This is a genomic window from Labrys sp. E2SS-1L (assembly GCF_057073705.1).
Genome location: NZ_CP172712.1, coordinates 1,500,210 through 1,512,891 on the forward strand (window position 1 = coordinate 1,500,210; position 12,682 = coordinate 1,512,891).

At 65.1% G+C, this 12,682-nt stretch carries 10 protein-coding genes; 7 read left to right on the forward strand and 3 right to left on the reverse strand.

The window, feature by feature from the left end:
* Nucleotides 1-2 precede the first annotated feature (2 nt).
* A complete protein-coding gene (locus ACIGJE_RS06815; RefSeq protein ID WP_483679583.1) occupies nucleotides 3-938 on the reverse strand; it encodes an IS110 family RNA-guided transposase in 936 nt (311 codons plus the stop codon).
* A gap of 256 nt (nucleotides 939-1,194) precedes the next feature.
* On the reverse strand, nucleotides 1,195-1,524 hold the full coding sequence (locus ACIGJE_RS06820; protein ID WP_068293780.1) for a hypothetical protein: 330 nt from the start codon (nucleotides 1,522-1,524) through the stop codon (nucleotides 1,195-1,197).
* A 206-nt stretch (nucleotides 1,525-1,730) separates the two neighbouring features.
* On the opposite strand from ACIGJE_RS06820, the gene ACIGJE_RS06825 reads away from it, so the two are divergent.
* From ACIGJE_RS06825 to ACIGJE_RS06855, 7 genes are all read left to right on the forward strand, one after another.
* Complete coding sequence (locus tag ACIGJE_RS06825) at nucleotides 1,731-5,090, forward strand: transglutaminase family protein (protein ID WP_483679606.1); 3,360 nt, start codon at nucleotides 1,731-1,733, stop codon at nucleotides 5,088-5,090.
* Nucleotides 5,091-5,220: 130 nt separating this feature from the next.
* Entirely contained in the window at nucleotides 5,221-7,752 is a 2,532-nt protein-coding gene (locus tag ACIGJE_RS06830) for a circularly permuted type 2 ATP-grasp protein (protein ID WP_415083253.1), read from the forward strand.
* A gap of 122 nt (nucleotides 7,753-7,874) precedes the next feature.
* Nucleotides 7,875-8,222, forward strand: coding sequence for an endonuclease domain-containing protein (locus tag ACIGJE_RS06835; RefSeq protein WP_415083255.1), 348 nt, complete (start codon nucleotides 7,875-7,877; stop codon nucleotides 8,220-8,222).
* Between the two features lie 241 nt (nucleotides 8,223-8,463).
* Complete coding sequence (locus ACIGJE_RS06840; protein WP_311943649.1) at nucleotides 8,464-9,354, forward strand: transglutaminase family protein; 891 nt, start codon at nucleotides 8,464-8,466, stop codon at nucleotides 9,352-9,354.
* Nucleotides 9,355-9,359: 5 nt separating this feature from the next.
* On the forward strand, nucleotides 9,360-9,887 hold the full coding sequence (gene mog, locus ACIGJE_RS06845) for a molybdopterin adenylyltransferase (protein ID WP_483679609.1): 528 nt from the start codon (nucleotides 9,360-9,362) through the stop codon (nucleotides 9,885-9,887).
* 32 nt (nucleotides 9,888-9,919) lie between these two features.
* The gene (locus ACIGJE_RS06850; RefSeq protein WP_415083258.1) at nucleotides 9,920-10,327 is read left to right on the forward strand and encodes a VOC family protein; all 408 of its coding nucleotides are present in this window, start codon (nucleotides 9,920-9,922) and stop codon (nucleotides 10,325-10,327) included.
* Between the two features lie 120 nt (nucleotides 10,328-10,447).
* Complete coding sequence (locus ACIGJE_RS06855) at nucleotides 10,448-11,437, forward strand: GlxA family transcriptional regulator (RefSeq protein WP_415083260.1); 990 nt, start codon at nucleotides 10,448-10,450, stop codon at nucleotides 11,435-11,437.
* 46 nt (nucleotides 11,438-11,483) lie between these two features.
* Here the strand turns inward: ACIGJE_RS06855 and hrcA are convergent, their stop codons facing one another.
* Nucleotides 11,484-12,557: a heat-inducible transcriptional repressor HrcA gene (gene hrcA / locus ACIGJE_RS06860; RefSeq protein WP_394314208.1), complete on the reverse strand. Its 1,074-nt coding sequence runs from the start codon at nucleotides 12,555-12,557 to the stop codon at nucleotides 11,484-11,486.
* Nucleotides 12,558-12,682 lie beyond the last annotated feature (125 nt).

A 12,682-nucleotide genomic window follows, 5' to 3' on the forward strand; every position in this document is an offset into this window, starting at 1 on the left:
TGTCATGCCTTGAAGGGGGTCTGATCTCGCACGATGGCATTGAGAGTGACGAGGATCTTTCGTGCCAAGGCGATGAGAGCCAGTTTTGGTGGCTTTCCGGCTTGTCGCAATGCGCGGTAAGTCTCAGCGAAGAGGGATTTGGACCGGCTGGCTGAAACGGCGGCCATGTAGAGGGCCTGTCGCACGCGTCGTCTTCCGCCTCTGATCTGGCGTGTGCCGCGCATAAGGCCGCTATCGCGATTGAAGGGAGCCAGGCCTGCCAAGGCGGCGATGGTCTTGGACGAGCGTTGGCCGAGTTCGGGCAAGAGAGCCAGCAGGGTCGTGGAAATGACCCTGCCGATGCCTGGTGTTGAGCACATCAGCCGGCGCCTTTGCTCGAGGCTGTCATGTCGAGCAATGAGGAGGGAGATGTGCTGGTCGAGGCTGGCAATGGCCGCCTCCAGCCAGGCAAGATGATCCAGGAGGCTGTCTCGGATCTGGGCCATGTCGGCTTGAGCCAGGCGTGTCAGTTCCTGCTTGCGGGTGGCGACGAACTGGTCGCGGCGTTTGTGCAGCAAGGCCAGTTGTTGGCGATGAGGATCATCGGCCGGATCGGCTTGCAGGTTGAGGCACTGAGCCATGGCGGCGAGCATGCGCGCATCGATGGCGTCGGTCTTGGCCAGCAGGCCGATGGATTTGGCAAAGTCGCGGGCTCGGGCTGGATTGACGCGAACAAAGGGCAATTGCAGGCTCGTCAAAGCAGAGCGTAGCGACCCATCATAAGACCCGGTCGCCTCGAAGACGATGAGCTTGATCGGATCGGCTTGCAGCAGCTCGAAGGTTGAGATGATCGCCTGCGCCGTGTTGTCGATGCGTTCGACATGCTGGGTGATGGCATTGAAAATGTCGAGATGGTGCTTGGAGACATCGATCCCGATGAAGCCAGGGTGTATGATCATCGCGCCTATCCCTGTGCTACGAGGTCCGGTGGTGCGGCCTCGATCAACTGTTCAGGTTGGGTACTCGAACGCGGGCGAGGACCAAGCCAGGAAACGGTCTTCAACGACCCAGGATCGCACGGTCTCTCGCCCGCACCCATCCTGACACAGTCTAACTACACAGGGTGCACGGGCATCTTGCCCATGCTGTCTACCCACAAACGCTGCGCTTCCAAGAACGGGTAAGATGCCCGCGCACCCGGAAATATCGCCTTGCTCAGCCGTGCCCGGTATTGGTGATGATGCAGTTGAGGAATTTCACATAGGAGCCCAGGCCGGTGCGCGGAGCAGGCTGGTGGCGGGCAAAACAGCGGTCCTGCACCTCGGCGGCGGGCGGCGCGCGCCAGATCCGGCGCAACTGGTTGTAGGACATGATTTCCTGCGTCTCGCAGTTCTGGATCATCACGGGATTTCCCTTGCCGAGCTGCTGGCAGAACAGCTTGTACTGGTAGACCGGCAAGGTGGTGGCCTGGGCGGGCAGGGCGCCTGCGCAGAAGGCGGACAGGCAGAGCAAGAGAGCGGCGAAACCGGACGCCGGACGCTTCATGATGGTATTCCTCGACCGAAAGGGCGTTGCCAAAAGGGCATCGCTCGGCCTGCTTACCCTGCCCGTGTTAAAAAAACGTCGCCGAGCATCATGCCCGACGAACTCGGATTGGGCAGCCCTTGCCTATTTTTGCCTTCTCAATAGGCTTGCCTAGTTCGAGGGCAAACCGATACGCTGCGGACGTTCCATGGTCGGGGGGTTCTCTTTTGTCGATCGTTGCCGCCCTCTATCACCGCACGACCTATGATTATGATCGTCCGGTGATCCTGTCTCCCCAGATCATCCGGCTCCGGCCCGCTCCGCATTCCCGAACGCGTATCGTCAGCTATGCGCTGAAGGTCGAGCCTGCTCAACATTTCATCAACTGGCAGCAGGATCCGCACGGCAATTGGCTCGCCCGCTTCGTGTTTCCGGAACCGGCGACCCGTTTCCAGATCGAGGTCGACCTCGTTGCCGATTTTTCGGTGATCAATCCCTTCGATTTCTTCGTGGAGGACTACGCCACCCATCTGCCCTTCGCCTATCCGGCCGAGCTGGCGCATGAGCTCGCGCCCTATCTGGAGATCGAGCCGGCAGGAGAGGGGCTCGCTGCCTTCATGGCCTCGATCGACATGGGTGGCCAGCAGGTCGTCGATTTCCTCGTCGGGCTCAACCAGCGCCTGCAGAGCGAAGTCGCCTATACGATCCGTATGGAGCCGGGCGTGCAAAGCCCGGAGGAGACGCTGGCGTTGCGTTCGGGCTCCTGCCGCGACAGCGCCTGGCTGCTGGTGCAGGTCCTGCGCCGGCTCGGCCTCGCCGCGCGTTTCGTCTCCGGCTATTCGATCCAGCTCACCCATGATCTCAAGGCGCTCGACGGCCCGCGCGGCGTCGATGCCGATTTCGCCGACCTGCATGCCTGGGCCGAGGTCTATCTGCCGGGTGCGGGCTGGATCGGCATGGATGCCACCTCCGGGCTGCTCACCGGCGAAGGTCACATCCCGCTGGCGGCGACGCCTCATTATGCCTCGGCGGCCCCGATCAGCGGCTCGCTGAGCGCGGCCGGGCCCGTCAAGACCGAATTCTCCTTCGAGATGCCAGTGCGGCGCATCGCCGAATCCCCGCGCGTGACCTTCCCCTTCTCCGATGAGAGCTGGCGCGAGCTCGATGCGCTGGGCCAGGAGGTCGAGGCCGATCTCGTCAGCCAGGACGTGCGCCTGACGCTGGGCGGTGAGCCCACTTTCGTCTCCATCGACGACTATCAGGGCGAGGAGTGGAACACCGGTGCGGTCGGCCCGACCAAGCGCGGCCTTGCCGACAGTTTGATCCGCCGCCTGCGCACGGCCTTCGCGCCCGGCGGGTTCCTGCATTATGGCCAGGGCAAATGGTATCCCGGCGAATCCCTGCCGCGCTGGGCCTTCGCGCTCTACTGGCGCAAGGACGGCCAGCCGATCTGGCGCAACGCCGAGCTGATCGCCCGCGAACCGAAGCCGGCGGGCGGGCCGAACGGCAAGCATCCGATCCGCAAGGTCTTCGATCCCGAGCCGATGCGCATCCTGGCCGGGGGCGTGGCGGAGCGCCTGGGCATCGAGCCCGACTTTGCCGTGCCGGCCTATGAGGATGCTGCCCACTGGATTCTGCAGGAGGGCCAGCTACCCGACAATGTCGATCCGATGGAGTCGAAGCTCGCCAATCCCGAGGACCGCGCCCGCATCGCCCGTGTCTTCGATCGCGGGCTCGACCAGCCGGCTGCCTATGTCCTGCCCGTGCAGCGCTGGAACGCGGAGCGGCGCGATGGCTGGGTCAGCGAACTCTGGCGCATGCGCAGGGGGCACCTGTTCCTGGTACCTGGCGATTCGCCGGCCGGCTACCGGCTGCCGCTGTCGAGCCTGCCCCACGTCCCGCCCGCCGCCTTTCCGCATGTGCATGCAGCCGATCCGATCGTGCCGCGCGGCCAGTTGCCGGACCGATCGGAGCTGTCGCGCCAGTTCCGGCGCATCGACGCCAACAAGGAGGGCAGCCTCAAGCAGCAGACGCAGGTCGGCCAGGAGTTCGGCACCGGCGTGGTGCGCACGGCGATGACCTTCGAAATCCGCGACGGCGTTTTATGCGTGTTCATGCCGCCGGTGGCCGGCGTCCAGGATTATCTCGAATTGCTCGCCGCCGTCGAGGAGACGGCCGAGGCCAGCGGCCTGACCGTGCATATCGAAGGCTACCCCCCGCCTTATGATCCACGCATCCAGGTGATCAAGGTCACGCCCGATCCCGGCGTGATCGAGGTCAATATCCAGCCTGGCGCCTCCTGGGCCGAGACGGTGGCGATCACCTCCACCATCTATGAGGAGGCCAGGCTCAGCCGGCTCGGCGCGGATAAGTTCATGATCGACGGTCGCCATGTCGGCACCGGCGGCGGCAACCATGTCGTGCTCGGCGGCGTTACGCCCGCCGACAGCCCCTTCCTCCGGCGGCCGGACCTGCTCAAGAGCATCGTGCTCTACTGGCAGCGCCATCCTTCGCTGTCCTATCTATTCTCGGGATTGTTCATCGGGCCGACCAGCCAGGCGCCGCGCATCGACGAGGCCCGGCATGACAGCCTCTACGAACTCGAGATCGCCATGGAGCGAATCAGGGGGCCGCATATCGGCAGGCCCGCCGACAACCCGCCGCCCTGGCTGGTCGATCGCCTCTTCCGCAACCTCCTGGTCGACGTCTCCGGCAACACCCATCGTGCCGAGATCTGTATCGACAAGCTCTATTCGCCGGATTCGGCCACGGGACGTCTCGGCCTGATCGAGTTCCGCTCCTTCGAGATGCCGCCGGACTATCGCATGTCGCTGGCCCAGCAGCTTCTGCTGCGGGCCCTGATCGCCTGGTTCTGGCGCGAGCCGCAGGAGGGCTCCTTCGTGCGCTGGGGCAGCCAGCTGCATGACCGCTTCATGCTGCCCCATTTCGTCTGGGCCGATTTCCAGGACGTGCTCGCCGATCTCGCCCGCGCCGGCTATGCCTTCGATCCGGTGTGGTACCAGGCTCAGCTCGAATTCCGCTTCCCGTTCTACGGCAAGGTCGATTATGAAGGGGTGAGCCTGGAAGTGCGCCAGGCCCTCGAGCCTTGGCATGTGCTGGGCGAGGAGGGCTTTGCCGGGGGAACGGTGCGATACGTGGATAGTTCAACCGAGCGGCTGCAGGTCAAGGTCGAGGGCTTCAATCCGGCCCGCCATGTCATCGCCTGCAATGGCCGGCGCCTGCCGATGAACGCCACCGGCCGGGCCGGGGAGGCCGTTGCCGGCGTACGCTTCAAGGCCTGGCAGCCTGCCTCCGGCCTGCACCCGACCATCCCGGTGCATGCACCGTTGACCTTCGATGTCATCGACACCTGGTCGAACCGCTCGCTCGGTGGCTGCACCTATCATGTCGCCCATCCGGGCGGGCGCAATTACGAGACCTTCCCGGTCAACGCCTATGAGGCACAGGCCCGGCGCCTCGCCCGCTTCCAGCCCATCGGCCACACGCCGGGCTGGCCGGCGGTTCCGTCCGAGGAAAGCAATGGGGAGTTTCCCTTCACCCTCGACCTGCGCAGGGCGGCTCGATGAGGGGGAGAAAGACAGCGGATGTTTTTCTTGGCGGATTGGATGCATTCACCCTTCTTCCCTTGTGGGAGAAGGGATCTTGTTCTGACAGGCTGGTCTTCCTGAGCCGCATTCACTGTGCTGGGCTGCCCTGATGCTCGCCCGGTCCCGCAATCCCGGTCTGCGTTCCCTGCTCGCGGACTATCGGCCCTTGCCCGGTGTTGCCGACGAGTTGATGACCGCGGCGGGGGAGGTGCGTCCGCACTGGCTGCCGGTGCTCAACGAAATGGCACGCTACCGGCCCGCCGTCGTCTCGCAGCGCTTTGCGGTTGCCGATCGCCAGATCAAGAATTCCGGCGTCTATTACCGCGTCTACGACACGCCGGACGGGCGCGACCGGCCCTGGCCCCTCGCCCATGTGCCGCTGGTGATCCCCGATGCCGAATGGCGCGGCATCGAGGCGGGCATCGCGCAGCGGGCCCAGCTGCTCGAAACCGTGCTGTCGGACCTCTACGGGCCGGCCACGCTGGTGCGGGATGGTGCGCTGCCGGCTGCGGTGATCGCCGGCAATCCCGATTTCCAGCGTGCCGTGGCCGGCAGCACGCCGCTCGGCGGCGAGCACCTGGTCATCTATGCCGCCGATCTCGGGCGGGGACCCGATGGTCGCTGGTGGGTGCTCAAGGACCGCGCCCAGGCTCCTTCCGGCATGGGGTACGCGCTGGAGAACCGACTCGCCATCTCGGCCGCATTGCCGGCTCTCTACCGCGACATGCAGGTCGAGCGGCTGGCAGGCTTCTTCCAGGCCATGCGCTCCACTCTCGCCGCCAAGGCCGGGCGGGAGGGATCGCGCATCGGCTTGCTGACGCCGGGGCCCGCCAACGAGACCTATTTCGAACACGCCTATCTCGCCCGCTATCTCGGTCTGCTGCTGGTGGAGGGCGCCGATCTCACCGTGCAGGACGGCACGGTCTATGTCCGCACCATCGAGGGACTGAAACGCATCGATGCCCTGGTGCGGCGCCTCGACGCCGACTTTGCCGATCCGCTCGAACTCAATGCCGGTTCGCGGCTCGGCGTGCCTGGCCTGGTCCAGGCCGTCCGGCAGGGTTCGGTTGCCCTGGCCAACAGCCTGGGGGCCGGCCTGGTCGAGGCGCCGGCCATGCTGGCTTTCATGCCGGCTCTGGCGCGCCGGCTCACCGGCAGCGATCTCATCCTCCCGAATGTCGCCACCTGGTGGTGCGGCGAGGCCGGGGCACGCGAGGAGGTCCTGCGCGATTTCGAACGGTTGGCAGTCCTGCCGGCTTTCACGCGCGAGGTCGCCGGCCTGACGCGCGGCGGCGCGAGCGCCGTGGCCGACCTGGATAAAAAGGGCCAGGCACGCCTGCGCGATGTCGTGAAGGCCCATCCCCTCGAGGTGGTGGCCCAGGAAGTCGTCAGGCTCTCGACCATGCCGGTCTGGAACGGCAAGCGCCTGGAACCGCACCCCTTCACGCTGCGGGTCTACGCCGTCGCGACGCCGGAGGGCTGGAAGGTGATGCGCGGCGGCTTCTGCCGTGTCGGCGACAGCAATGACCCGCGTGCCCTGTCGATGCAGTTTGGCGGGCGTTCCGCCGATGCCTGGGTGACGTCGGAACGGCCTGTCGATCATGTCAGCCTGTTGCCGGCGCCCGGCAAGGTGGCAATCAAGCGCAGCCTCGGCCATCTGCCGAGCCGGGCGGCCGACAATCTGTTCTGGCTCGGGCGCTATCTCGAGCGCGCCGAGGCGACCCTGCGCGTCGTGCGGGCCGTGGGCGAGATCGCGGCGGAAGCCGACGAGGAGGTCGTCGCCGCCACGCAGCGCCTCACCGACCTGCTGGTCGCCTGGGGAGCGGCCAAGAATTGGGGAGCTGCCAAGAGCGAGAAGGCGGAGCCTGCCGCCTCCCGCAGAGCCGCCAAGGCACCGGTCGAGCCGGTTGCGATCGCCGAAGGCATCCTGCGCGATGTGCTCGACGGTGAGGAATATGGCGGCATGCCCGCTTTGATCGGCGCGGCGGCGCGCACCGCTTCCGCCATTCGCGAAAGGCTGTCGCGTGATGCGACACAGGCCATCGCCGATCTCGGCGCCATGGTGGTTGGCGATCGCAACCTGCCGTCGGCCGACAGGGCGGATCGCTATCTGCACACGCTGGCGGCGCTGTCAGGCCTTGCCCATGAGAACATGAACCAGCTCTCGGGCTGGCGTTTCCTGCGCATCGGGCATCATATCGAACGCTCCATCCAGACCTGCCGCCTTGCCCGCCGCCTGGCCGACGAGAGCTCCAGCGCCGACATGCTCGACGCCCTGCTGCGCGTGACGGACAGCCGCATCACCTATCGGGCCCGCTATCTGATGGGAACGCTGCGCCTGCCGGTGCTCGATCTCGTCTTGCTCGACGACGGCAATCCCCGCTCGGTCGCCTATCAGATCATTCACGCTGCCGAGCATCTTGCGGCCCTGCCTCGTACGTCTAGGGACGGCGAAGTGGACGCGCTCACCCGCGCCATTCGGCTGATGCGGGCGGAGATCGAGACGACGCAGGCCGCCGATGTCGACGACCGCCTGATTCTTGGTTTGGAAAACCGGCTGCTCGCTTTGTCGTCGGAGTTGTCGGCCCGCTATTTCAACCAGGACGAAGCCATGGCCGAGATCGCCGAGGGGCTGGGGTGATGGTAGGGCAAACATCACCCCGGACAAAAGGCTAACGGATAGGGCGCTACGCCGGGTGTCCCCCTCGCCCCGTTCTTACGGGGAGAGGGCAGGGGTGAGGGGCAGCGCAAAGGATTCTTATCGTGCGTAGTGCTGATCCACCGATCCATGGCCATGCTCAACGACTGCGCCGGCAGGCGCCGAAGGCCGAACGACTCTTATGGGCGAAGCTGAGAAATCGCGGACTCGCCGGACACAAATTCGTTCGCCAATTGCCGCTGGGATCTTATTTTGTGGATTTTGCCTGCCGCGAATCGCGGCTGATCATCGAGATCGACGGAGCAACGCATTCGACGGACGAAGAGAGAGTGCGTGATCAGGGGCGCGAGCGATATCTGAAAGCACAAGGTTATCGCATTTTGCGTGTGCAAAATGCTGATATTTACGAGAGTGTCGATGGTGTGTGCGAACTCATTTTGGCGACGATTTGACATGAATTTTCGGATCGGCCACGCCGCCCCTCACCCTTACCCTCTCCCCGTAAGAACGGGGCGAGGGGGCTCAGATGTCGCGTTTGAAATTGGAGGTGGTTCGTCTCGCCCGACGGTTGGGCAAGATGGTATCTCTCAGAGCATGGCAGCGCATTGGAAGTCCCCTCGCCCCGTTCTTACGGGGAGAGGGTAAGGGCGAGGGGCGTCGTCGCCCATAGATGAATTCTGCCTGCATTTTCCGATGAGTTCCGCCGTGCTCTATCTCATCCGCCACACCACGACCTATCTCTACCGCACCGAAGTCGCGGCGGCTCGCTGCACGTTGCACCTCCAGCCTGAGACTGGTGGCAATCAGCGGGTGTTCTCGGCCCAGCTCACCATCGCCCCCAAGCCGCTGGAGCAGACCGAGGCGGTCGACTTCTTCGGCAACCGCACCACCCATGTCCGCTTTGCCGGCACGGCTACCCGGCATCGCTTCGAGTCGCGCGTGCGCATCGAGGTCCAGCCTCGCGAGACGCCCCATGCCCTGCTGACCCCATCCTGGGGCGAGGTCACCCAGAGCGCGCTGCTGGTGCCCGACCTCTGCGGTTCGGCGCCGGCACATTATCTGTTCGCCAGCCGTTTCGTACCGCTGCTCGCCGAGGCGCGCGACTATGCGCTTGCCTCCTTCGAGCCGGGACGCCCGGTGCTCGATGGAGCGATCGAGATGATGAAGCGCATCCATCGCGATTTCGTCTATGATCCCAACGCCACCGATATTTCGACCCCGCTCGACGTGGTGGCCCGCACGCGCCACGGTGTCTGCCAGGACTTCGCGCATTGGATGTTGGCGGGACTGCGTGCGATCGGTATTCCCGCCGCCTATGTTTCGGGTTATCTGCGAACCCATCCGCCGCCCGGCCAGGAACGGCTGGTGGGAGCGGATGCCAGCCATGCCTGGGTTTCGGTATGGTGCGGCGCCGGGCTCGGCTGGGTCGATCTCGATCCGACCAATGCGGTGCCCGCGAATGAGGACCATGTGCGCGTCGCAGTCGGGCGCGATTATGCCGATGTCGCCCCGGTGGACGGCGTCGTCGTCGCTTCGGCCGGGCACAGCCTACGCGTCTCCGTGGATGTCGCGCCGTTAGGATGATCGAAATGACTGCCAGGATCGGAATTCTGACCATCTCGGATCGCGCCAGCGCCGGGATCTACGAAGACAAGAGCGGCCCGGCCATCGCCGGCTTCATGCAACGTGTGCTGACCTCGCCCTGGGAGCCGGTGGTGCGGGTCATCGCCGACGAGCAGGACCTGATCGAGCGGACGCTGATCGAACTCGCCGACGAGGCGGGTTGTTGCCTCGTCTGCACCACCGGCGGCACGGGCCCGGCCCGGCGCGACGTTACGCCGGAAGCCACCGAGGCGGTGTGTGCCAAGATGATGCCGGGCTTCGGCGAACTGATGCGCCAGGAAAGCCTGAAATATGTGCCGACCGCCATCCTGTCGCGCCAGACGGCGGGCATTCGCGGCCGGAGCCTGATCGTCAACCTGCCGGGCAAGCCGGCCTCGATCGAGCAATGCCTGATGGCGGTCTTCCCCGCCATCCCCTATTGCATCGACCTGATCGAAGGTCCGCGGCTGGAGACGGATCCGGCTCTCAGCAAGGCGTTCAGGCCCGGTGGCTGATCGGCAGGCCGGACCCAGCAAGGAGCAAGGCCATGTTCAGCCATGTCACGGTCGGCGTCGGCGACCTCAAGCGCGCTGCTCGCTTCTACGATGCCCTGCTGGCACCGCTCGGGCTAAGTCAGCGCCCGGTCACGCCGGATGACGGCCCGGACGCCCGCTGCTGGGTCGACCCCACCAGGCCGTTACCGCGCTTTTATGCCTACAATCCCTTCAACCGGCATCCCGCCACGGTCGGCAATGGCAGCATGGTCGCCTTCCAGGCCGCTTCGCCCGAGGCGGTCGACGCCGCCTATGCCGGTGGCATGGCGGCCGGTGGCGCCGACGAGGGGCAGCCAGGCGAAAGGCCGCATTACGGCAAGGGCTATTACGGTGCCTATCTGCGCGATCCCGATGGCAACAAGATCCATATTGTCTATCGTGGCGACTTGATTGCGCCATAGAGAAAATTGCGATTCGAAGAGATCGAGATTTTCTCTAATCCTTTGTTTTGACGCATTTTCTTAATCGAAAAGTCGATCGACTTTTCTCGAAAATGCTTTGACCGCCCGGAGCCAATAGTCGTGTTCAAGCCGCATGCGGGGCCGGGGCCTATCCGGATCGATTTCCTGCTGGTGCCGCAATTCTCGATGATGGCGTTCTCGGCTGCCGTCGAGCCTTTGCGCGTCGCCAACCGCATGGCCAGGCGGCAGGTCTTCGACTGGCGGGCCTGGTCGATGGACGGCGAGCCGGTCAAGGCTTCCAATGGCTGGCCGATCCCAGTGGGAGGCGCTCTGCCCTCCAGCGGCGACATTCCTACTTTGATCGTCTGCTCCAGCTTCGAGCCGGAGCACTATGCCAGCAAGGCGATGCTGGCGCGCCTGCGCCATCTCGCGCGCCGCGGTACCGAGATCGGTGCACTCGATACCGGGGCTTGGATCCTCGCTGCAGCCGGTCTGCTCAGCGGCGGCAAGGTCACCATGCATTGGGAGGCGGCGCCCGGCTTCGCCGAAGCCTTTCCGGACATCGAGATCAGCGAGGCCCTGTTCGAGGTGTCGGCCAAGCATTTCACCTGTGCCGGCGGCACGGCGGCGCTCGACCTGATGCTCGACATGATCGCCCGCCAATATGGGCAGGCCCTGGCGGTGGCCGTGTCCGAGCAGTTCATCCACGACAGGCTGCGCCCGCGCCACGACCGCCAGCGCATGAGCCTGCCCAAGCGGCTGGGGATCGCCAATGGCAAGCTGATCCGCGTGGTGGCGGCGATGGAGGCCAATCTGGAGACGCCGCTCGACGCCAAGGCCCTTGCGGCCCTGTCCGGTGTCTCCGCCCGGCAGCTCGAACGCCTGTTCCGGGCCGAGCTCAAGGATTCACCGGCCAATTACTATCTGCAGCTCAGGCTGCAGCGCGCCCGCCTGCTTTTGCGCCAGACCGACATGAGCGTGATGGAGATCGCCATGGCCTGCGGCTATTCCTCCGCATCATGTCTTTCGCGATCCTATCGCGCGCATTTTGCGATAACGCCGCGCGAAGATCGGCGGGAAGGCGAAAATCCCGGCGTTCAAAAGCGCTGACCATGCCGGGACGGGCATGTTGCCGGCCGCCCCCTGGTCTGCCGAGTCAGGGCTTGAGCAGCTTCCCGATGACCTTGGCGGTATAGTCGACCATCGGCACCACGCGGGCATAGTTCAGCCGAGTCGGCCCGATCACGCCGAGCACGCCCACGATCTTCTGGTTGGCATCCCGGAAGGGCGCGGCGATCATCGAGGAGCCCGAGAGCGAGAACAGCTTGTTCTCCGAGCCGATGAAGATGCGCACGCCGTCGCCGCCCTCGGCACGGCCGAGCAGGTCGATCAGGTCCTTCTTGGCCTCGATGTCGGCAAAGAGCAGGCGGATGCGCTCCAGGTCTTCGCCGGCATGCAGGTCTTCCAGGAGATTGGCCTGGCCGCGCACGATGAGCTGCTGCGGCATGTCGGAAGGGCCGCCACTCCAGCTTGCCAAGCCGGTATTGATCAGCTTGGTGGTGAGATCGTCGAGTTCCGCGCGCCCGGCGTCGAGGGCGCTGCTCATCTCGCGCTTGAGGTCCTCGATCGTCTTGCCGCGAGCGCGGGCGTTGAGATAGTTGGAGGCCTCCACCAGCGCCGATGTCGGCAGCCCGACCGGCACGGTGATGACCCGGTTTTCCACCGCGCCTTCCTCGGAGACCAGGATGACCAGGGCCTGGGTGGGTTCGAGGCGCACGAATTCGATATGCTTCAGCCGCTGGTCGCGCTTGCCGGTGACGACCACGCCGGCACCGCGCGACAGGCCGGACAGGGTGGCCGAGGCCTCGATCAGCACGTCCTCGAGGGAGCGCGAGGATGTCCTTGCCCGGATCTGCGCGTCGATCTGGGCGCGGTCCTGCGCGGCGAGGTCGCCGAATTCCAGCATGGCGTCGACGAAGAAGCGCAAGCCGAGTTCGGTCGGCAGCCGCCCGGCGCTGGTATGCGGCGCCTGGATCAGTCCGAGCACCTCCAGGTCCTGCATGACGTTGCGCACCGACGCGGGCGACAGCGAGGTGGGCAGCAGGCGCGAAATGTTGCGGGAGCCGACGGGCTCCCCGGTCGCAAGATAGGAATCGACGATCTGACGGAATATCTCGCGCGAGCGTTCGTTCAGCTGGGCAAGTTCACTCGAAGGAATGGTCGGCGTCACAGCGGACAAGGTCTGTCTCCTCGACGCTAATGTGACGAGCATTCGGCGATTGTTCAATGGTGGAATTGTAGTTTCCGCAGCGCTATGCAGATTCCTCCCTCGTTCAAGTTTCGCCTCTAGTCTCG

Bases quoted from the DNA above. Each gene is read 5' to 3' on its own strand.
- ACIGJE_RS06815 (WP_483679583.1), bottom strand. From the start codon at position 938: ATGATCATACACCCTGGCTTCATCGGGATCGATGTCTCCAAGCACCAT.
- ACIGJE_RS06820 (WP_068293780.1), bottom strand. From the start codon at position 1,524: ATGAAGCGTCCGGCGTCCGGTTTCGCCGCTCTCTTGCTCTGCCTGTCC.
- ACIGJE_RS06830 (WP_415083253.1), top strand. From the start codon at position 5,221: ATGCTCGCCCGGTCCCGCAATCCCGGTCTGCGTTCCCTGCTCGCGGAC.
- ACIGJE_RS06840 (WP_311943649.1), top strand. From the start codon at position 8,464: ATGAGTTCCGCCGTGCTCTATCTCATCCGCCACACCACGACCTATCTC.
- mog (WP_483679609.1), top strand. From the start codon at position 9,360: ATGACTGCCAGGATCGGAATTCTGACCATCTCGGATCGCGCCAGCGCC.
- ACIGJE_RS06850 (WP_415083258.1), top strand. From the start codon at position 9,920: ATGTTCAGCCATGTCACGGTCGGCGTCGGCGACCTCAAGCGCGCTGCT.